Origin of the sequence: Cohaesibacter intestini (assembly GCF_003324485.1) — a bacterium.
In the GTDB taxonomy this organism is placed as follows: Bacteria; Pseudomonadota; Alphaproteobacteria; order Rhizobiales; family Cohaesibacteraceae; genus Cohaesibacter; species Cohaesibacter intestini.
On the sequence record NZ_QODK01000007.1, the window covers coordinates 16,108 to 37,480 of the forward strand.

The 21,373-nt window shown below is 55.8% G+C and carries 15 protein-coding genes; 6 read left to right on the forward strand and 9 right to left on the reverse strand.

What is annotated here, in order from left to right:
• Window positions 1–192: 192 nt before the first annotated feature.
• Complete coding sequence (locus tag DSD30_RS19040) at window positions 193–828, reverse strand: phasin family protein (RefSeq protein ID WP_114011344.1); 636 nt, start codon at window positions 826–828, stop codon at window positions 193–195.
• Window positions 829–1,290: 462 nt separating this feature from the next.
• A complete protein-coding gene (locus tag DSD30_RS19045) occupies window positions 1,291–1,668 on the reverse strand; it encodes a phasin family protein (RefSeq protein WP_114011345.1) in 378 nt (125 codons plus the stop codon).
• A gap of 440 nt (window positions 1,669–2,108) precedes the next feature.
• On the opposite strand from DSD30_RS19045, the gene DSD30_RS19050 reads away from it, so the two are divergent.
• Window positions 2,109–6,344: an ATP-binding protein gene (locus tag DSD30_RS19050; RefSeq protein WP_114011346.1), complete on the forward strand. Its 4,236-nt coding sequence runs from the start codon at window positions 2,109–2,111 to the stop codon at window positions 6,342–6,344.
• A gap of 39 nt (window positions 6,345–6,383) precedes the next feature.
• On the opposite strand, the gene DSD30_RS19055 is transcribed toward DSD30_RS19050, so the two are convergent.
• A complete protein-coding gene (locus DSD30_RS19055) occupies window positions 6,384–7,784 on the reverse strand; it encodes an aminotransferase-like domain-containing protein (RefSeq protein ID WP_198663058.1) in 1,401 nt (466 codons plus the stop codon).
• 198 nt (window positions 7,785–7,982) lie between these two features.
• On the opposite strand from DSD30_RS19055, the gene DSD30_RS19060 reads away from it, so the two are divergent.
• A complete protein-coding gene (locus DSD30_RS19060) occupies window positions 7,983–8,951 on the forward strand; it encodes a threonine dehydratase (RefSeq protein ID WP_114011348.1) in 969 nt (322 codons plus the stop codon).
• A gap of 184 nt (window positions 8,952–9,135) precedes the next feature.
• Here the strand turns inward: DSD30_RS19060 and DSD30_RS19065 are convergent, their stop codons facing one another.
• The 4 genes from DSD30_RS19065 to DSD30_RS19080 all read right to left on the reverse strand — a co-directional run bounded on the left by DSD30_RS19065 (window position 9,136) and on the right by DSD30_RS19080 (window position 13,127).
• The gene (locus tag DSD30_RS19065; protein WP_114011349.1) at window positions 9,136–9,894 is read right to left on the reverse strand and encodes an SDR family oxidoreductase; all 759 of its coding nucleotides are present in this window, start codon (window positions 9,892–9,894) and stop codon (window positions 9,136–9,138) included.
• 78 nt (window positions 9,895–9,972) lie between these two features.
• Complete coding sequence (locus tag DSD30_RS19070; protein WP_425359478.1) at window positions 9,973–11,475, reverse strand: aldehyde dehydrogenase family protein; 1,503 nt, start codon at window positions 11,473–11,475, stop codon at window positions 9,973–9,975.
• Between the two features lie 76 nt (window positions 11,476–11,551).
• The gene (locus DSD30_RS19075) at window positions 11,552–12,169 is read right to left on the reverse strand and encodes an NUDIX domain-containing protein (RefSeq protein WP_157967780.1); all 618 of its coding nucleotides are present in this window, start codon (window positions 12,167–12,169) and stop codon (window positions 11,552–11,554) included.
• 94 nt (window positions 12,170–12,263) lie between these two features.
• Window positions 12,264–13,127, reverse strand: a complete 864-nt coding sequence (locus DSD30_RS19080) for a 3-keto-5-aminohexanoate cleavage protein (protein ID WP_114011352.1) — start codon at window positions 13,125–13,127, stop codon at window positions 12,264–12,266.
• A gap of 344 nt (window positions 13,128–13,471) precedes the next feature.
• On the opposite strand from DSD30_RS19080, the gene DSD30_RS19085 reads away from it, so the two are divergent.
• From DSD30_RS19085 to DSD30_RS19095, 3 genes are all read left to right on the forward strand, one after another.
• A complete protein-coding gene (locus tag DSD30_RS19085) occupies window positions 13,472–14,395 on the forward strand; it encodes a MurR/RpiR family transcriptional regulator (protein ID WP_114011353.1) in 924 nt (307 codons plus the stop codon).
• Between the two features lie 603 nt (window positions 14,396–14,998).
• Window positions 14,999–15,658: a TetR/AcrR family transcriptional regulator gene (locus DSD30_RS19090; RefSeq protein ID WP_114011354.1), complete on the forward strand. Its 660-nt coding sequence runs from the start codon at window positions 14,999–15,001 to the stop codon at window positions 15,656–15,658.
• A gap of 277 nt (window positions 15,659–15,935) precedes the next feature.
• Entirely contained in the window at window positions 15,936–17,048 is a 1,113-nt protein-coding gene (locus tag DSD30_RS19095) for an ATP-dependent DNA helicase (protein WP_114011355.1), read from the forward strand.
• A gap of 42 nt (window positions 17,049–17,090) precedes the next feature.
• On the opposite strand, the gene DSD30_RS19100 is transcribed toward DSD30_RS19095, so the two are convergent.
• Window positions 17,091–17,609 (reverse strand): response regulator transcription factor, encoded by a 519-nt coding sequence (locus DSD30_RS19100; RefSeq protein ID WP_114011356.1) that lies wholly within the window; start codon window positions 17,607–17,609, stop codon window positions 17,091–17,093.
• A gap of 126 nt (window positions 17,610–17,735) precedes the next feature.
• Entirely contained in the window at window positions 17,736–19,385 is a 1,650-nt protein-coding gene (locus DSD30_RS19105) for a B12-binding domain-containing radical SAM protein (protein WP_114011357.1), read from the reverse strand.
• A gap of 556 nt (window positions 19,386–19,941) precedes the next feature.
• Between DSD30_RS19105 and hemA the strand changes: the two genes are divergently transcribed.
• Complete coding sequence (hemA, locus tag DSD30_RS19110; RefSeq protein ID WP_114011358.1) at window positions 19,942–21,219, forward strand: 5-aminolevulinate synthase; 1,278 nt, start codon at window positions 19,942–19,944, stop codon at window positions 21,217–21,219.
• Window positions 21,220–21,373: the final 154 nt, after the last annotated feature.

Sequence of the window (21,373 nt, forward strand, 5' to 3'; positions counted from 1 at the left end):
GTTCCAAAAGCGAGAAAGGCGCATCATGTCTTGACGCGCCTTTCCTGACTCATAGGTTGATCCGCCTGTTGGTGAAGAGGTCTCTCATGGTCTCGAGAAGAAGCGCGCCCAGTATATGCTCACCACAGATTCTGTCTCGGGCAGCAGGCTCATCCTCGCATAAGGCAAGAAACACTCTATCAGCATGGGTTATCAGCCAGCGATTTTCAGGCTTTCCATGGCCTTGCCAGCAGCCGCTTTCATGGGAACGGTTGCTTCTTCCATGCTCTTGGTCAGGCCGTCCTGAATATCTTTTCCTTGCGCAGACAGGGTTTCGAACTGCTTGGCTGCAAAGCTGGTCTGTAGCTCAATGGCTTCGCTGATGCTCTTGGCGGCGATCAGGCCATTGAGGAAAGAAAAGCCGGCATCCATATTGGCTCTGGCTGCATCCACCATCTTGCCTTGGATATCACGGGAGCTTTCGGTCGCCAGTTCAAAGCTTTTCTCGACAGCACTGGTCTGATCTTCGAAGCTGGATTTTGCCTGTTCATAGAGATCACGGGCATTGGCGATGGATTTCTCAGCGAGATCTGTCATCTCATGGGATGCAAGCGACGTTGGCATGTCAAAGGATGGCATCGCAAACAGACCGGCGGCAACAGCGGGTGCTTCCCCAGCAGTTTTGCGCGCCTTTGGAGCTGCGGCCTTGGGTTCGGCGGCTGGCGTCTTGGCTTCCTCGGCGGGACTAGCCGCGGCAGCAGCCTTGACATCCTTGGACGAAGTGGCCGCGGCAGCAGCCTTGGCCGGGGCCTTTTTACGAACGGGCGCTTTCTTGGCGGCGGTGGTCATGGATCATCTCCGTTTGTGCAGGTTCAGCGCATTGTTGTTGCACACTCTTAAGGCATGCAAGCGCACGCTCTGCATGGAACACTGAAGCCAATACACGCAACGGGAGGCTTCGAATGGAGTCAGGTGGTCTTTGTGGAATTCCGGGACATAAGCCTCTGCGACTCAGTCTCCAAAGTCTGTGCTTGGAAATTCAGATCTGGCGCAGGATCCTTCGACCGGTTCCTTGCTTAAAGCTGACTGGGTCGACAAGCTCGCAAACGCCATTCTTTGCAAAGCTGCAAAGTGCTGTGCCAGATTGTTCCGCATATCAAGCTGCAGCAACCCACATCCTCTCTCCTGACCGCCCTTCAAGAGCGACGCATTCGCGCGCTTTTGTCAGATCAGGATGCTATTGTGCAGCGCCATTGAAGATAGCCCTGCACAACAACCGGTCGCTCATCTCCGATCAGGCTTTCGCCGGAATCAGTCTTTTTTGGTCGCGTCGACTGCGGTTTTGGTTGCGGCTTCGCCAAGTTCGCGTGCCACTTCACCGAAGCGCTGCATCTGGGACTGGACATATTTGGTCTGCAGTTCCAGAACTTCTTGAATGTCTTTGGCTTTTACCAGATTGGTTGCCAGATCGAAGGAGGCATTCATGCTCTCTTCGGTCGCAGCCAGTGCTTTCTTGTTGAGGTCAACAGCGCCATTGCGCATGCTTTCGGCAGAGGTTTCAGCCTTGGATGCCGCTTCGCTGGCTGCAGAGGCAAACTCGTCATAAGCCTTGCGAGCCTGCTCGACGCCTTTTTCTGCCATTTCACGAACCTGTGCCGGAACTTCAAAATTTTCTGGGGTCTTCATCATGTGTCTATCTCCTGATCTGAGTGAGTGACCTGAAATCTCATTGTGCAGCGCAATATATCAGAATAAATTGTGCACTGCAACAAGAAAATTTCTTGGGATCTTTTCGGCTTCGCCGCTGCGTCAAACAAGGAACATTCTATGCAAGTGATTGTTGCGTTGCGATGAAGCTTGCCGCACTTTCTTCGCACATGCAACGAAAGGACGCGCATTCATCCCAAATAACGTGCATAGGATTTGGGTTGAACTTATACTAGAATTGACTGCAAGCCGACCGCAAACGGGGAGATTAACCATCCCAGTCGGTTTCGCGCCCCTTTCACAGGGATTTGTTGGACCTGACCCAAAAGAGACTGTATTTACATATTATTAATCTATTGCCACCGCGCCTGCTGCTGATCGGCGAGACGCTGAACACTGACTGAAGACAAAGACCTGCATCCATGGAATTTACTCGCCCGGCCAGTTTGGCCATGCCTTATCTGACGCTGACCGCGCATCCGACCATCGGAGCGGTTCTGCTCGATTCGCGCCCTGCCTGGGTGTGGAATGGCGAGGGCAACCGGATTCTGTGGGCCAATGCGGCTGGTCTGGCCTTCTTTGGTGAGGTCAGCATGGACGCCATGCTGAACCGCAGCTTCGGTGACGTACACCCGGCAAGACGCCATCTGGCGCGGCTGGTCCGCAACGCCCGGTCCAATGCACCGATGCTTGATCGATTGCGCTTTTTCCTCGGCGCCGAGGCCATCACCTGCAATTGCCTTTGCAAACGACTAGAGGTCGAGGGTGAAGGGGTTTTGCTGGTGATTGCCACCGATTATCCGGCGCTTGGCAACGATGACGTGGAGCGTGGTCAGGCCCTGCTTGAGGCTTTATCCGCTGAACAGGACATTGCGGCGGCCTGCCTTGATGACCAGCTCGCCCCGCTGGCCAAGTCCGGGGCGATTGATGCCATTCTGTCCGATCAGGACATCATCAAGGGGTTGGCATCCGGAGCCAACACGCCTTTGCGCCTCGTCTCGAAACCGCTGGGTGAGGAGGAAGCAAGCCCGGTGACGACACTCGTGCGCATCGGCGACGCAGAGCATACACGCTATTTGCTGGTCCACTATCAAGGCCAGAGCGAAGCGGATCGCCGGGCCGAAGACCATGCTCTGCTGATGGCGGAACTTGGCGATAGCGCCGAAGCCGAATCCGAGCAATCAGCCATTGATCAGGGCGCCGATGTTTTTGCCTCTACCTTCGGCATGCATGATGTGGCCCGAGGCATGGAGCATTTGAAGGCCGAGCTGGAAAAGGTAGACAAGGCCAGGGACAGCGATCTGACCCCGTTCCATGAGGATGGCTCGGCGGACAAACCGGTGCCCCCCTCCCCCGATCCGGCCATAGGGTCAAACATCTACACTTTGCCGCGCGCAGCTGATCGAGGGGCCGCAAAACAGAAACCGGATATCGAGCCCTCTGGCGGGACAGGTCCGGAGCGCAAGGCGCCACCTGAAGCGGATGCGCAGTCGCTGGCCGATGCGCTGGACAAGGGTGGCATCTATCATTTCGTGTGGGAAAGCGATGAAGTGGGCCGCTTCAGTTATGTCTCAAAGGATCTGGCCAAAGCGGTCGGCCCGGACAATGCGGCCATCATTGGCAAGACATGGCAGGAACTGGCCGACGGCCTGGAAATGGATATGGAAGGGACCATCTCGCGTGCCTTCGAGAGCCGCGACACCTGGGTGGGGCTGACCGTCCAATGGCCCGTCGCTGGACTAGCAACAAGGGTCGAGGTTGAGTTGACCGGCTTGCCGATCTTCGGGCGGTATCACGGCTTCAAGGGGTTTCGTGGCTTTGGCATGTGCAATACCAAGCTCAAACGCAGCGACGGGCGCAACGAAGGACCTGCTGATGCGCCGTTACAAAGCGACACAAACCGCCATCAGAGCGACACAACGTTGCCACAGTTTCACGACAATCGAGAAATAATGTCAGAAGAATTGCTGCGCGCGGTCAACGACGCCGTCGCTGCAGCTGAGTCCCTGATTTCGCCAGATGTGGGCAGCAACAAAGAGGCGCTGACGCCACATTCGGATCCGAATGGAGACCGCGCCATGTCTGATGACCAGATTGAGACTGGAGGCAACGAGCAAAATTTTGCCCCTTCGGGCCTTGGCGCGTCGCAGATTCACGCATCGAGCGGCGGCGACGATACGAACACCGGCGGCCCTGCCTCACCTTCGGACGATCAAGCAAGCAAGGGTCAAGGTCCTGACCCCTATCACCGGGTGCGCGATTTGTTGACCGAGTCCGCGCATGGGGTGAAGGCTTTCGAACCAACGAAACCACAAATGCCAGAGCCTCCTGCAAAAGACGGTCAGGCCCTGAGCGATGGCGAAAAGGATGCGTTCGACGAAATTGCCGCGGCTCTGGGCGGGTCTGAGTTCGATCACAGCCTGCCGGAAGAGGAAATCGACGAGGACTACGAAGAGTTCGACGATCCAATTGCCACAATGGATGACGATACAGATGACAAGGCTGGCGACCTGCCGTCAATGGACCGCTTGACCGCCAAGGCAACCGACAAAATCGCGGACAATCCAGATATTGATCAGGCACGACTTCAGCAGGCGCTTCAGACCCGTTCTCAAGGGGATGCGACCCTGAAATCTGCGGCCAGCTCAGCCTTCCGCGAGATTTTCGCGATGGACCCAGCCTTCCGCCATATGCGTGAGCGGCTGGCACAGGCCGCTGATAAATCCAAGTCGCCGGCAACAGCCCAGACCGAACAGGCGCGTGAACATCAAAAACTGCTTGAAGCGGTGCAAGCCCTTGCCGATGGCGGGGATCTGCATGCCGCAAAAGCACCTGAAGAGCGGCCCGATAGTCCCGAACAGATTGGCGTGGTTGCGGCATCTCAAGAGCCTGAGGCTGTCGCGGTTGGAGAGGATACAGAAGCTACAGAAGATGTAGGCGCTGCACTGGCGGATCAGCCCCAAGACGAAGCATTGGCGCTCGATCTGCCCGAAGCCACATCCGCAGAACAGGATCTGGAGCTGGCCGAGCTGGAATTGCTTGATGGTGTCACCGACACTGTGTCAATCGTAGAGGAAACAGAGGAGCCGGACAGTGACACGGCTGACACCTCAGCTGCACCATCGCAGGCCTTGGCAGCGGCAACGGCTGCTGCATCAATGGCCGGAGCCAGCCTCTGGGATCGCGCGGATAAGACCTCGCCGCTCATCGATCTGTTGAACAAACTGTCGGTTGCGATGATTGTTTCCGCAGACAATCGCATTCTGTTTGCCTCGCGCAAGGCCCTGTCCTTGTTGGGCTTTGACAGCGCTTCAGCATTGGAAGAGGCCGGAGGCATGGAAGGTCTGTTTTCCGGTCGGCCGGGGGACTGGCTGACAAAAACCAATGGCCGCACCACCCTGCGTGGGGCAGGTGCCCGACCGTTCTCGGCATTGGCCACCATTTCTTCGATCAATTGGGGCGATATTCCGGCCGCGTTGCTCAGTTTCGAGGAAGCGCCCGATCAACCCCAAGCGATGGGCATTTCGGAAGAAGACGAAAAGATTGCCGAACTGGAAGCCATTCTCGACACCGCCACCGACGGCGTTGTGGTTCTGGATGGCGATGGACATGTGTTGCGGATGAACCACAGCGCCGAAGCCCTGTTCGAGGTGGATCGCCATGAAGTGGCGGGTGGCAGCTTCCTTGGCTTGCTGGCTGAGGAAAGTCACAAGACCGCAATCGATTATCTCAACAGTCTGAGCAAGAATGGCCTTGCTAGCGTTTTGAATGACGGACGCGATGTGATCGGCGTGATTGCATCGGGCGGCCTCATTCCGCTTCACGTCACCATGGGCCGGGTGAATATTCCAGGCACCGAGCGCTTCTGCGCGGTGCTGCGCGACAATAGCCAGCACAAGCGCTCGGAAGAGGAACTGTTGACGGGGAAAATCCTCGCCGAGAATGCCAACAAGCAGAAATCGACCTTCCTTGCCAAGGTCAGCCACGAAATCCGCACACCGCTCAATGCCATTATCGGCTTTGCAGAGGTAATGATGGAGGAACGCTTCGGCCCTGTTGGCAGTGAACGCTACAAGGATTATCTCAGAGACATCAAGACCTCCGGCAATCACATCATGAGCCTGATCAATGACCTTCTGGACTTGTCCAAGGTGGAAGCAGGCAAGATGGACTTGCAGTTCGAGGCGACGCATCTCAATCGGCTTGTGGCAGAGACTGTCAGCCTGATGCAGCAACAGGCAAACCGACAGCACATCATCATCCGGACGTCGCTGGCCTCAGAGTTGCCCCAGATTGCAGGCGACCAGCGTTCCCTGCGCCAGATCGTGCTCAATCTACTATCGAACGCCGTGAAATTTACCCATGCTGGCGGGCAGGTGATCCTGTCGACGGTGCATGAGGAGAATGGCGATGTGGTGCTGCGAATCCGCGACACCGGTATCGGCATGAGCGAGAAGGATCTGGTGACGGCGCTTGAGCCATTCCGGCAGGTTTCCTCCGTGCGCGATTCCGCTCAAGGCACTGGGCTCGGCCTACCATTGACCAAGGCGTTAGTAGAGGCCAATCGCGGATGTCTGACCCTGAAAAGCAAGCCGGGTGAAGGCACACTGGTCGAAGTCAGCTTCCCGGCAGAGCGCGTGGTGGAGCCGCAGGACTAAGCTCGGCTCCGGTCCCTTATACAACGAAAACAAACCTGCCTAGGACCAGGCCTTACGCAGTCGCTTGCAGGCTTCTGTCACGTCGGCCCGATCTCGAGGGGATGTAGCGCACAGGCGAATACCGTCAGACAACATGCGGCCAGCACAGAAGGTCGAGGCAGGCACGATTTCAACACCAGCAGCACGCGCCTTGGCGGCAGCCTGATCACCGCTCAAGCCGGCAAAAGGGCTGTCTTGTCCCGCTCCGATCCAGAGATGGGGGGCGGCGGGCTTGCGCCCTAAGGGCGGCAAACCGAGCTTGCGTCTGACAAGGCTTTGCCGCGTCCTTGCCTCCTGCCGTTGCCACTCCATATGCCGGTTGATCTCACCGCTTTCGATCCAGTGGCAGCAAAGCTCCAGCATGATCGGAGCGGCCATCCAACTGGTAACATGGACCAGTTCATCGATGGCGAAATTCTGCTCCGGTAGCCGCGCCTCATTGCCCTCAAGCATCGGAATGACAAAGCCGAAGCGTGGCCCCGGAGCCACCAGTTTCGACAGCCCCCCGACCAATATTGAGCGCCCCGCCAATTGCAGGCTGAGCGGCGGTTCCTTGGTGAAGCCACCATAGACATCTTCCTCGATCACCAAGAGGTCGAGCTTTTCGGCCAATGCGACAATGGCGGCCCGGCGGTCGGCATCCATGGTCGCACCAGTGGGATTTTGCAGGATCGGGCTGATGACCAAAGTTCGCGCCCCACTGGCCCGCGCGGCACGGTCAAGATCGGCGGGAAGAATGCCCTTCTCATCCATGGCAACCGGCACCAGCCGCAGGCCCATCTGACGGGCGGCGATCTTCATGCCCGGAAAGGTCAATTCCTCGACCAACACCGGCAGGTCGGGCTTGGCGATCCATTGCAGAGCGGCAAACAAAGCCGCTTGCGCCCCGGCACAGGGGAACATGTCGCTTTGGCGTGGGTGAAAGCCACGCGGCTGATAGAATTGGCCAATGGCACTGCGGCATCGTTGCATCAGGTCCGGGGTAGGATAGTCCATGATGTCGGACAGATTATCCCGCGCCAGCAGGGTGGCAAAGCTCTGGCGCAAATCCTCGCTGGAAAAAGCCCGTGCCGGAACAATGGTCGACAGATCGATCGTGTCGTGATTGCCGCCTTTGTCGATGGCATAGAGCTGGACCGCATCATTGCCCGGCAGCACATAGGTGCCACGCCCCACTTCCCCGGTGATCAAGCGCAGGCGGGTTGCTTCGCGAAACGCCTCGGTGACCGTTGAGAGGTTGACCTGAAGTGACCAGGCAAGATCCCGCTGGGTGGGCAGACGCGTGCCCGGCGGCAAGGCGCCACTCTGGATGTCGCGCTGCATGGCGGCAACAATGGCGCGATATTTCGGCCCGGCGAAATCGCCCAGCTCCGGGCACCATTTGGCCTGCTTGTCCTTCATGGGCACACCTGTCTCACCTTTCCAGATCGTCGCTTTGATTGTATGGCAGACAATAATCATTGCATCCCATACAATATATAAGTTGTCCCATACAATATCCTTTGTCATGCTTTTTGCAAGAGCGTTGGATCGCCATGCGGGCAAAAAAGCCACCGGGCAGGTCCACCATAAAAGCATCGCCAAAAAAGGACCATCATCATGCTCAGTTGTCGGGATTTCGAACGCGCCGAGGAACTGGTTTACCGCGCCATGAAACCAACCCCTTGTTACAATTGGCCTCTGCTGGCCGAGGCGTTGGGGGCCAATGTCTGGATGAAGCATGAAAATCACACCCCGACTGGCGCCTTCAAGGTGCGTGGCGGTTTGGTCTATGCCAATCGCTACAAGGCCCGTTTCCCTGAAGCCGAAGGGTTGATTTCCGCCACGCGCGGCAATCACGGTCAGAGCCTTGCCTTCGCCGCCCGCGTTGAGGGTCTGCATGCCACCATCGTCGTGCCCCATGGCAATTCGGCAGAAAAGAATGCGGCCATGAAGAGTTTTGGCGCAACCCTGATCGAGGAAGGGGATGACTTTGATCTGGCCTGTGGCTGTGCGCGAAGCATGGCAGAGCGGGATGGATTGCACATGGTGCCCTCTTTCCATGAGGATCTGGTGGCAGGCGTCGGCACCTATGCCTATGAAATGATGCGCCAGCATGCGGATTTTGATGCGATCTATGTGCCGATTGGCAAGGGCTCGGGCATCTGCGGCATGATCGAGGCGCGCAATGCCCTCAATCTCAAGACCAAAATTGTCGGGGTGGTCTCTGACCGGGCCGATGGCTATGCCCGCTCCTTCGAATGCGGCACGCTGACCGAAGCCGAGCGCAGCGACACCTTTGCCGATGGCATGGCGGTCCGCTGCCCCGATGCTGACGCTCTTGATATCGTGATGAAGGGGGCTGATCATATTGTCCGGGTCGATGATGACAGCATCGCCAAGGCAATCCGGTTGATCTATCGTGCCACCCACAATCTGGCAGAAGGAGCGGGCGCTGCATCTCTGGCGGCCCTGATGATCGAGAAAGACAAAATGGCGGGCAAGAAGGTCGGTGTTGTCCTGTCAGGCCAGAATATCGACTCCGACTGGATGGCTGATGTCCTGTCCGGTCACACGCCAACGGTTTGACCAGCTGACCGTTTGAGGCGGTTACTGACCAAGAACGGCCGCTGACCGGGCGTAAAACCAGCCGTTGATCAGGATTGATGCAGGGCCCTGCGCTCCCCATGATCCAACAGGCCCGGTGAGCACTGTGGGGGGAGCACCTTTCGTCCAGACCGGGCGAAAGGTGTTTTCTCATTTGACGACTCGTTCAGATGCAGCGGCCCCCATCCACCTCCAGCGCCACGCCGGTGATGAAATTGGCTTCGTCCGAGGCCAGATAGAGCGCAGCATTGGCGATGTCCTCTGGCGTTGACAGGCGGCCGATGGGGATCGAGTTCTTGAATAGATCACGTTTCTCTGGCGTATCTTCCCCCATGAAGAGATGCAGCATGCCGGTTTCGCCAGCCACCGGGCAGAGAGCATTGACGCGGATCTTGTCCGGAGCAAATTCGATGGCGAGGCTTTTGGTCAGGGAAATGGCGGCCCCCTTCGAGCTGTTATAGACCACCAAACCGGGGCGCGGCCGCAAACCCGCGGTGGAAGCGGTGTTGATGATCACCCCGCCGCCCTTTTCCCGCATGATGGGCACCACCCGCCGTGTGGCGAGAAAGATTGCCTTCACATTGACATCATAGATCCGATCAAACATCGCTTCGTCGACATCCATGAAGGGCATGTTGCAATGGGTGTAGCCTGCATTATTGACCAGAATATCCGGGCCACCGAAATCCTCCGCAGCGCTGACCATGCGGTCAACAGCGTCCTTTTGCGACACATCAGCCACGATCGCGGTACCGCCAATATCGGCGGCGACCTCTCGGGCTGCGTCGCCATTAAGGTCGGCGACGACGACCTTGGCCCCTTCGGCAGCGAAGCGCCGCGCAATGCCTTCACCAAAGCCAGACGCAGCTCCCGTGACGATGGCAACCTTGCCTTCCAGTCTTTTGGACCCTTTGTCCGCTGTCATTCTGTTTCCTCCCATTATCCGGCTATTGCCGGACCTTTTCCTATCGTGTTCGACCGTTTTTCGGCCGTTATCAGGCCTTTAGCCGTGTTTCATGATGATTGTCTTGAGTGCAGACATGTCCAACAGGCTCGCCATGCCCTTCTCGCGCCCATGGCCGGATTTTTTGAAACCGCCAAATGGCAGCTCAACGCCACCCCCTGCCCCGTAGCCATTGATGAAAACTTGCCCGGCCCGCACGGCACGGGCCATGCGCATGGATCGGGCAGCATCCCGTGTCCAGACACCGGCAACCAGTCCGAAGGGGGTGCCATTGGCCAGATCGATGGCTTCCTGCTCATCCCTGAAGGGGATCATCGACAGGACCGGCCCGAAAATCTCATCCTGTGCCAGCGGGTGACTGTTCGGTACAGGGCCAAACAGGGTGGGGGCTGCATAGAAGCCGCCATCAGGAGCATCAGAGGCGACTGAGCCTGCAGCCAGCACGGGAATGTCCCGGTCGGCGGCAAGCTGCATGAAACTGTCGATCCGATCGGCCTGACCGCTGGAAATAAGAGGTCCGAGATCCGCGTCCCGGTCGTGCCGATCCGCTGTCAGGGCATTGAAGCGGGTGATCAATTGCTCCTCAACCGCATCCCACAGGCTTTGATGCACCAACAGGCGCGATCCGGCAGAACAAGTCTGGCCGGCATTCTGGATGATGGCGTTGGTCACCACCGGCATGGCCTCTTGCAAATCCGCATCTTCAAATAGGATTTGCGGGCTTTTACCGCCCAACTCCAGCGTCGTGCCGACATGATTGTCGGCGGCTGCCTTCTGGACCAAAGTGCCAACCGTGGGAGAACCGGTGAAGGTGAGAAAATCGATCCCCGGATGACCGGACAGAGCACTGCCTGCCTCTTCCCCATGGCCGGTGACCACATTCAGAACGCCCGGAGGAATGCCCGCTTCATCGGCCAACTCAGCCATGCGCAGAATCGACAGGCACGCTTCCTCGGCAGGCTTGATAACCAGACAATTTCCCATCGCCAATGCCGCACCAATGACCCGAGCCCCGATCTGGGCGGGATAGTTCCATGGCACGATGGAGCCGACCACCCCATGGGGTTCGCGCAGGGTGAGCGCCGTAAACCCGTCCAGCATCGGGATGGTGTCACCCATGATCTTGTCTGCCGCACCACCGTAAAATTCGAAATAACGAGCGGCCATGGTGATATCGGCGTCAGCCTGGCGCAGTGGCTTGCCGGTGTCTCGACTTTCCAGCGCGGCGAGTTCCTCATGATGCTCGTCCACCAGCAGTGCGAGGCGGGAGAGGCAACGTCCGCGCTGGGTTGCCGTCATGCGGCTCCATATCCGCCCCTCGAAGGCCTTGCGGGCGGCGGCAACCGCTTCATCGACGTCGGGCTTGGTGGAGCGGGCGATCTGGCAGAAGGCTTGACCATCGGACGGACAGATGAGGTCAAGCAGCTTGCCGCTGGCTGCAGGCACGGCCTCTCCGTCAATCAGGTTGGCCCAGACCTTGCCCTGGGCAATAGAGCCCGCTCTCTTTGCAAGCGTTTCTGTCATCTTTGCCTCCCTACTCATCAGACAGCTGGGGGAGAGTGTGCGCCGAGACAAGGCCGAGAGCAAGGGTGACTTTTCAAAGTTTCAGGTGGTCTGATCAGAAAAACAATTCCGGCTCAGCAAGCATCAAATGCTGGATCAGCAGGATTGTCTTGGCGTCGCGTAATTGGCCTTGCAGGGCCGCTTCGCCAAGTTCGTCAAGAGCGATTTCCTCGACGATGATGTCCTCGCCTTCATGGTCAAGGCCGCCCCCTTCATGGACCCGATCATCGAGCGTGTAGCAGGCAAGATAGGCATCAATGGTTTCGGTCAAGGTGCCCGGTGAGGCATAGAAACGGGTGACATGTTCCAGCTCGTGAATGGCAAAGCCCAGCTCCTCTTCCGCCTCACGCAGGACGGCCCCTTCGGGGCTTTCTCCGGGATCGACCAGACCGGCAGCGACTTCCAGCAGCATTGGGTCTTTCTCCCCATTGGCCAAAGCGCCGATCCGCAATTGACGCACGAGCAAAGCCACGCGGCGCGCGCGATCAACTGGTAGAACGGCAATCGCACTGCCATGGTCATGAATTTCGCGTGTTACATGATGAACCGTGCCGGATGTGTCTGTGTAGCGCACCGTGCATTTAGAGAGGGTGACAAAGCCATCATACTGAATTTCACTCTCAGTGATGGCAGGGTCGGTGCGATCCTTGCGCGGCAGGAACCGGTCGGACATGGCTGTCTGTCTTTCTGTTGCATCATTTGCCAGCCAGTCGCCCCAATCCCCCATGCGGGCATGTGGCGGCCTGCTCGGGATCGTTCAGGCTTGTTCAGCGTGGCCCGAACAACAGGGTTCGGGTCTCAAAGCCGGAAGCAATGGAGCGACCAAGCAGATTGGCGACTTGCTGCAACGGACTTACCTGATCTTGGGGCCCTTTGAAAGCCTCTCCTTGCCCAGACTGGGCATTATAGGCGGGTCCCATCATCATATGCCCACCCATCGCAAGCGCCGCTGTCTGGGCCGTCAGCTCCGAGGGACCGAAAGCGGCCACAGACCACGCCACCTTGCCGGTCAGGTATAGCTTGTCCAGCGTGGTCAAAAAGGGACGCAACTCATTGGCATTGCTGGTCGGCTGCTCGCCGTCCGTGCCGAGGATGAACAACAAGGCTCGGCAGCTTTCGGGAATGATCCCATATTGGCGAAAGGCATAGAACCATTCGATGTCACTGGCCCGATCCAGCGCAAACTGAACGCCCGTTCCTCTTTCATTACAAAGATCAAGGAATTGACGCGCCCGGTCTTCGTCGGCTTCGTCGCCATCACGAGGCAGGATCTGATCGAGCCGGATTTGGAGTGAATCCACAGTTTCAGCAGCCAGCAACCGGTCGACTTCTGTCAGGTCGATGCCCGTTGCCGGATTGATGTCCAGTTCCAACTGAAGTCCAAATCCACCGTCGGTCGCATCCCTGATCATGGCGATCGTCGGCAACAAGGCGTCCAGTTGAGACATTGCAATGCCCGTGTCGTCGCGCACAGAGAAGGAATAAAGAGAAGCACCGGCCTCTTTTGCAGCGCGCGCGCTGGCAACCAGTTCATCAGGCTTGATGGGCAGGGCGAGACAATCCCGTTTGGAGCGGCGAATTCCATTGGCTGCATAGGACAGAACCACGGGCTTGGGCATACCGAAAAACATGTTATTTCAACGTCGTGGCTAGTGGTAAACAGAATTAATTCAAAACACGAATTCAATCCTATTCATTTCACACGTGAGGTAAACGCGAATCTTTCCAAAGAGCAACATATCGTTGCATTTTTGGCATTTTTCCCCATTTGCCGGGTGAAGGCGTGTTCCTTTTTGGCTATTTTCTGCACTTTTCCGGCAGTTGCGGCTCAAACTGTGGCAAATACAATTGGTCCTTCCAGTGCATAGCCTCCTCACCTTTTGCCAAACCCGATCAACTTTTGTATGAAAGGGCTGAGACAAGCGGACGGCACCGTTTGCCAATGCATTCGATAGCTTGAACCAAAAGTACAGACATGAAACTCGATGATTTGCGACAATTGCTATGGGATGCCTATCCCGGCCTTTCCCCTCAGATGAAGGTCGCGGCTTCCTATGTGCTCGACAATCCGGCCGATGTCGCTTTCAAGTCTGTGCGACAGCTGGCCAAAGCAGCCGACGTGCACCCCTCCACCATCGTGCGGCTGGCTCAGGTTGCTGGCTTTTCTACTTTTGATCCCTTCCGCTCGGTCTTTCAGGAAGGTGTGCAGGTACAGGAAGTGCGGCTGGATGAGCGCGCCGCAGCTCTGCAAAAGGGCGGCAAATGGGGAGAAGGCTCGGATGCTTTTGTCGAAATCGGACAGGCTACGCTGAGCAATCTGACCAGTTTGTTTCAGCCCAACACCCTGAAATCAGTACAACGGATCGCCAATGCCATTCTGGAGGCTGACCGGGTTTACGTCTCAGGCTATCGCTCGTCCTTCGCCTTTGCGCACTATCTCGCTTATGCTGGCAAAATTGCCCTGCCTTCGATCCAATTGCTGGAAAGCCCCGACGGATCTCATTTTGACATGCTGGGACAGGCAGGACCAAGAGACCTGATCATCCTGTTCACCTTCGCCCCTTATGCATCAGAGGGCGGGCGGCTTCTAACAGTCGCCAAGAAGCGAGGCTGCAAGATCGTCGCGATCACCGATACCATGTCCTCACCAGCTGTGCCCTATGCTGACATGGGATTGTTCGTGCCGATGACCGGGCCGCAGCTTTTGCCCTCTCTGGTCCCGGCAGCGTCTGCTTGCGAGCTTATCCTTGCGGAATGCACCCGGCTGGGTGGTGACGGCGTGGTCAGCAATCTCAGAAGCTTTCGGGATCAAGTCCATGCGGTCGACGGCTATCTCAATCCGGTCGACCCATCCCATGACCTTGAAGACGAGGATGACGAAGAGCGCTTTCCTGACTGACCCTCCCTATATCCAGCCTTGCCACAATCGAAGAGGTGAACAGGTTTGCCAGCTCATTCGGGAGTGATTCGTCTTAAACACCATGGTTAAACGTTATCCCAATGCGGCTCTTTTATTTTCTATCTGGGGCTTGACAGACAATCTCAATCAACCGTCCGGGAAAAGAAAGACTTTACCCACAGGCAATAAATTCAATTAAAGAGTGCATTTATTTTATGCTGCACGGTAAAATATTTCAGGGCATTCCAGGATTGGCACAACCAGAGATCGGTCCCGTTATTTCAATTGGATACTGCATCCAACGTTCAATTTCCTTGAAACTTCAAGTATATGCGTAGTTTCGAATTTATCAGGGGGGAAATTTTTGTTGGTGATTTATCGATTAAGTTATGTCTCGATATATTATACCTAATTTAGTTATGTATAGACATAAAAATGCACAACCCTTGCTACAACCAAGGCGTTATTTTTTTCCTACAAAATGGACAGATCAGACAAAATTTTCCTCCTCTAACCATTCGCATTGCAGCCTTCAAAGGAGATGGCTAGATTCTAGTTATAAGATATTCATTACTACTCCACGTAGACGTTGTGAGGATTGTCATGGGCCGACCAAAAGAATTCGATTATGAAAACGTGCTCGATGCAGCAACGGAAACTTTCTGGGCAGACGGGGTTGCCAGAACATCCATCAGTTCACTTGTTGAATCGATGCATATCCAAAGATCAAGTTTTTACAATAGCTTTGCATCCAAGGAGCGGATTTTGGGTTTGGTGCTTGAGCGCTATGTAAAGGCAAATCCCCTCAATATACTGATCAATGCGCGCACCGAAATGGAAGCCAAGGAACCAGAGCATGCGGCGATAGATCTGATCCTGGATTTTAGCTATTTCCTGTCCCAGAAGGGCGCTGGAAGAGGCTGCCTGTTGTTGAACGGTTTGAGCGAACTCACGGTCAAAGATGGCGAATGCTATGAAATTTATCAGGACTATTACGTACAGCTAACCGGCGGTCTTTCCGTTCTCCTTGAACGACTTGATAGAGAAAAATCTTCGGATCAGGGCAAGTCCAAGTTGAGTCTGGATCATATGATGGGGATCCTGCTTGGTATGAGCCATTATTCGAAACTCGACTGTACAGAACAACGCCTCGCAAATATGGGTCTTGACTTGCTTTCCGGGCTTTCCCCGAACTTCACCGATGCGTTGGTTTCCGAGCAAGAAAGAGTTCATGAAGACAGCAAGGAATTGATGCAGGCCTGACCCTTGATCTCCGGTGATTTCCTCTAACTTCTTCTGGCAAAGATGCGACAGTTTGCTGAATGCGCGAATTTCGGTTCGCGCATTTTTTTTGCCTCAGATGCAGGCCGCCTTTCGGATGCCTGAAACGATTGCAGATATTCACATTTTGTTCTCTTTTTGCCCGAAAGGCTTCGAAAAGCCCGTCTGATGCTTGAAATTGTGGCTCTGCTTGGTCAGTGTCGGGACTGCGATTCCACGAAGGAAGCGTGTGTGATTCCGGTTCGAGGGTAAGACTGTCGTGGAATGGTCCGATCAACAGGCCGCCGCTTTGGATGCGGTCAATCAATGGATAAAGAAGGGTGATGCGCCGATTTTCCGCCTGTTCGGCTATGCGGGCACGGGCAAGACCACCCTTGCCAAGCATTTGGCGCAAGGGGTCGATGGGGAAGTCCTGTTCGGCGCTTTTACAGGCAAGGCGGCACAGGTCTTGCGGCAAAAGGGATGCCCGGGAGCCAGCACGATCCATGCGATGATCTATCGGCCGGACAGTCGCGATGACGATGACGAGGCCGAAAGCGATGTTCCTGCCTTTGTCATCAATCGGGATAGCCCGGCTCACGACGCGGATCTGATCATCATTGACGAATGCTCGATGGTCGATGAAATGCTGGGTTCCGACTTGCTGTCCTTTGGCAAGCCGGTGTTGGTTCTAGGCGATCCCGCCCAGTTGCCCCCCGTTTCTGGCGGTGGCTATTTCACCGATGACGAACCGGACATGATGCTGACGGAAATTCACCGTCAGGCGCGGGACAATCCGATCATTCGACTGGCACAGGATGTGCGCGAAGGCAACACGCTGGATTATGGCGACTATGACACGGTAAAAGTGATCCATCGCCGCGATCTGGAAACGGACAAGGTTCTGCAAGCCGATCAGGTGTTGGTTGGCCGCAATGTCACCCGGCAGCGCTATAACAATCGCCTGCGAGAGCTGAAGTCGTTTGACAGCCCCTACCCTCAGGTCGGCGACAAGCTTGTTTGTCTGCGCAACAACCACCAGAAGGGCCTGTTGAATGGCGGCATCTGGCTGGTCGACAAGGTGACCAGCCGGACCGGCAAGGATATCAAGATGCGGGTCAGTCCGGAAATCGGGCATGAATTGTCCGGCAGGGTTCCTCTGAAGGTGCCCAAAGCGCTGTTCGAGGAACATGGGGGCGAAATTCCCTGGACGGTTCGCAAGCAAGGGGATTCATTTGATTATGGCTATGCGCTGACCGTGCATAAGTCACAAGGTTCCCAATGGAACGACGTGATGCTGTTTGATGAAAGCTGGGCCTTCCGCGATCACCGCCACAGATGGCTCTATACAGGCATCACACGGGCCGCGGAGACGCTGACAATCGTCCGCTAATCGAAGCTTTTCTGACTGTAGGGCGGTCTGATTCTGATGCGGTCAGGCGAAGGCGGTTGGCATGGCAACCCCGGACTGGCCTTGCTCTGGCGTTCCGTCGCCGGCACGGCGGGTGACCGCCTCGCGCGGGGCCGGGCCGTAATAATTGTCGGTCCGCACGAAGGGACGCTCCATGGAGGTTGCAGCCACCATTCGCAGATAGACATCCTTGGCCGAGAAGGGCTTGCGCAGGAATTCATGCACGCCCAGCTGTTTGGCTTCCATGATGCGGTGTTTTTCGGCATAGGACGAGATCATGATGATCGGTACGGTGCCCATCGGATGGTTGGGATTGCGCACCAGGCGGACGAGCTCTGGTCCGTCAAGAATTGGCAGAACCCAGTCAATGATCACAACATCGGGCGAGAGCTGCTCAAGCTTTTCCAGTCCGACGCCCCCATCCTCGGCCTCGAAAATCTCGCGCACGCCAAGACCTTGCAAAATGGTTCGAATGATCGTGCGCATATAGGCGCTATCCTCGATCACCAAAACCCTCAATGCTGACAGGACTGTCACTGACATATAAAACTCCGCACCTCTATATCATCCGCCGTCAAGCGAATAGACGTCAGGCTTGGATTAGATTATCGCAAAAGCCTTTATGAATCTTTACCCTGTGGTGCGGGGTCTCTTCCCCCATCCATCCCTCTACTCAGCGGGTTGCAGTTGTGGGGTGACTGCGTTGGCCTTTTCCTTGGCCACCTTGCGTCTTGCCAGGGCGCGTATGGCTTTCAGCAGCAGGATGGTGGCGCCACCCAGCAGCAGAAAGCGCGCATCCTTCAAGGCATATTTGGGATAGAAAAGGATGGCGGGCTCGATAGGCATGGTGGGCCGGCGCAAAAGCCGATTGCGATACCGCCCCAGTCCCATTTCATAGACACCGCCGCCCTCGACCCGATAGCCAAGCATCAACAACAGCGACCAGGAATAGTTGGTCACGGCACCGGCCGGGTTGCGCAGGCCTTGCAGCATGATGGACCAGACCCGCTTGACGGAATAGAGCCGACGCAGGATCGAGGGTTTCATGCGATCGAAATCCGCTTGCGGCAGATCCTGATGATGAAAGACAACATGGCCGAGATCATAATTGTTGAGGTCCGGATCCATGTAGGTGCCCGCATCAGCCAGCCGTTTGTGATCGACGGATCCGGGCAGCGGGGTCAGGACGGACAAGGTAAAGATTTCGCCTGCATATTCCTCAACCAACGTGTCGATATTTCTTCTGATCTTGTCGGCATCATCGCCGGGAAAGCCGATGATGAAACCGGACAGGGTGACACAGCCCGCCTGATACCAAGCATCGAACATGTCCCGCACATTGGCAGCCCGATTGTGCTTTTTGCCAGCCGCCTTGATGGTGTCGGGATCGATCGATTCAAGGCCAAGAAAAACGTCGGTAACGCCAGCGGCCCGGGCCTTTTCGATGAAACCGGGGATCTTGTAGGCAACCGTATCGGCCTCGATGATCATCTGATAGTTGAGATTGTGAACGCGCTTGCTTTCGGCTAGGGCATCAAAGACCTGTGCCCATTCCTTGTTGCGGGCGATATTGTCATCGGACAGGAAGAAATTTTTGACCCCCTTCTGGCAATAGTCCCGGACATAGTCGGCAATGTCCTGCGGGTCGCGCATTTGCATCTTCACCCCTTGGGTGTTGGGGATGCAGCAGAAGGTGCATTTGAACGGGCAACCGCGACTGGTTTCGATGGGCAACATGCCCGAACTGCTGCGCTTGATCATCTCGACCGGATAATCCGGCATCGGCGCAGACTTCAAGTCCGGCAGATCGTTGAGATAGTCATAGACATCCTTGTGAATACCGCCATACAGATCGCGCATCAGTTCGTCCATATGGCCCTCAGCCTGACCAACAAACAGGGTTACCCCCATGTCTATCGCGTCCTGCAGGCCGTAGGGCTTGTCCTTGAACAAAGCCATCACACCATTGATATGGACACCACCGATGACCACACGAATGCCTGCGTCCCGGAACATCTGCGCCAGATCCATTGCGCGCGGATAAAAGGCACTCAAAACACCGGTCAGAAATACTGCGCCATTGCCAGCTTCCTTGATGCGCTCGATAATGCCTTCCACCGGAACCGGGCCAAAGATCTCATAATGATCTTCGCAGGTGATCGTGACGTCTGGCCCCAACAGCTGACGACTATCGCAGTCCTTCAGCAGGGCCTTTACGGCTGCCTGCGCCTGCGTGACCATGGTTGGATGCTTCCATTGCTGAACGTAACCATCGCGATCATATCTCGATGGGGTGATCAGGGCGACGTGAAACGGCATGATGGCGGTCCTAGAAAAATGAGAAAGCAGGAATAAGTAATTTTACGTCAAATTTTGTAAGACCAGTAAAGCAAACATTCTGTGTCAGGACAAGAAATGTGCTTAAAAAAACTGGCAATCATATCGCACAATACTGACCATAACGATCATTGAAATCATTGCCCGAATACACGCGATTGATCGAACAAGCGCCGTCACCCCTCATTTCGATTCTGTCGATTGCGTAGATATGCTGGGGTGCAGGTGGACAGAACCCGCCGAAACCAGCCGGTTCTGGCCATATGGGTCGGATGTAGGGTTTGATTTTGCAACACTTTTCCAAAATTCTAACCGTAGCCTTACGACTGCCTTACAAATTTGTAACCGGTGTGATAATTGACAAACCTCAAGGCTCTTGGTCAAAGTGTCGGTCAAAGTGACCATACAGATTGAGGGCCAAACTTCCCCAAGGACCACAGACAAGTTTGCAGTGTCGCAATGCTGCACGGGGTTGTATTGGATTGAGAGACCGACCGGTTCGCAGATTTGGACCAGAAACAAGCGGATATCACTTCAAATGAAGTATCTAGAGTTTTTTGAGAATGCCGTCTCCTCTTTGAAAGAGGAGAAGCGTTACCGCATCTTTGCAGATCTGGAGCGACAGGCGGGCAAATTTCCACGTGCGATCTGGCGCGCCGACAATGGTCTTGAACGCGAGATTATGGTCTGGTGCTCGAACGATTATCTGGGTATGGGGCAACATCCCGACGTGATCGCGGCAATGACCGAGACCGCCGAAAAGATGGGGTCCGGTGCAGGCGGCACGCGCAACATTTCCGGCACGAACCGGCCTCTGGTCGAGCTGGAAATGGAGCTGGCGGATCTGCACAACAAGGAATCGGCTCTGGTCTTCACCTCAGGTTTTGTGTCCAACGAGGCCTCCATATCCACCATTGCCAAATTGTTGCCGGACTGTCTCATTCTCTCCGATCAGCTCAACCATGCCTCGATGATCGCAGGGGTGAAAAGCTCTGGCGTTCAGAAACAGCTCTGGCGTCACAATGACGTCGAGCATCTGGAAGAGCTGCTGGCTGCCGCTGGCAAGGAACGCGCCAAGTTGATTGTGTTCGAGTCCGTCTATTCGATGGATGGCGATGTTGCGCCGATCGAAAAAATCATCGATCTGGCCGAGAAATACAATGCAATGACCTATATTGATGAGGTCCATGCGGTTGGCATGTATGGCGAGCGGGGAGCAGGCATCTGCGAACGCGAAGGCTTGATGGACCGGATCGACATCATCGAAGGCACTTTGGCGAAGGCCTTTGGTACGCTTGGCGGCTATATTACCGGCAAGGCTGCGGTTATCGACGCCATTCGCTCTTATGCACCCGGCTTCATTTTCACCACGGCAATGCCTCCGGCCATCGCTGCAGCTGCGCGGACCTCTGTTCGCCACCTGAAAAGCAGTCAGGTCGAACGCGACGGTCAGCAGCGTCAGGCCGCCTATACCAAAAAGGCACTGTCCGATGCAGGGCTGCCGGTGATGCAGTCCGAAACCCACATTGTGCCTCTGTTTGTCGGCGACCCGGATCTTTGCAAGAAGGCGTCCGACATGCTGCTCGATCAGCATGGCATTTATATCCAGCCGATTAATTATCCGACCGTTCCGCGCGGCACCGAGCGCCTGCGCATCACCCCGTCACCTTTCCATGATGATGGTCTGGTCAATGGTCTGTCGGCTGCGTTGCTTGATGTCTGGGACAAGCTTGATTTGCCCTATATCACACCGGGTACCTTTTATGATCTAAGCGCGGAAGCCGAACAGGAAGTGTTCGAAGCTGCTGGCGGCTGATTTGCATCTGAACGAGCCGACTTGACTTGGCTTCTCCGACTGCGCACGAGAACAAAAGAGCACCGAACCCAATGGGTTTGGTGCTCTTTTTTTGTGCAATTCTTACTTAATATTGCCTAATAATACTGCACATCATTCGTTTACTGAAATACTT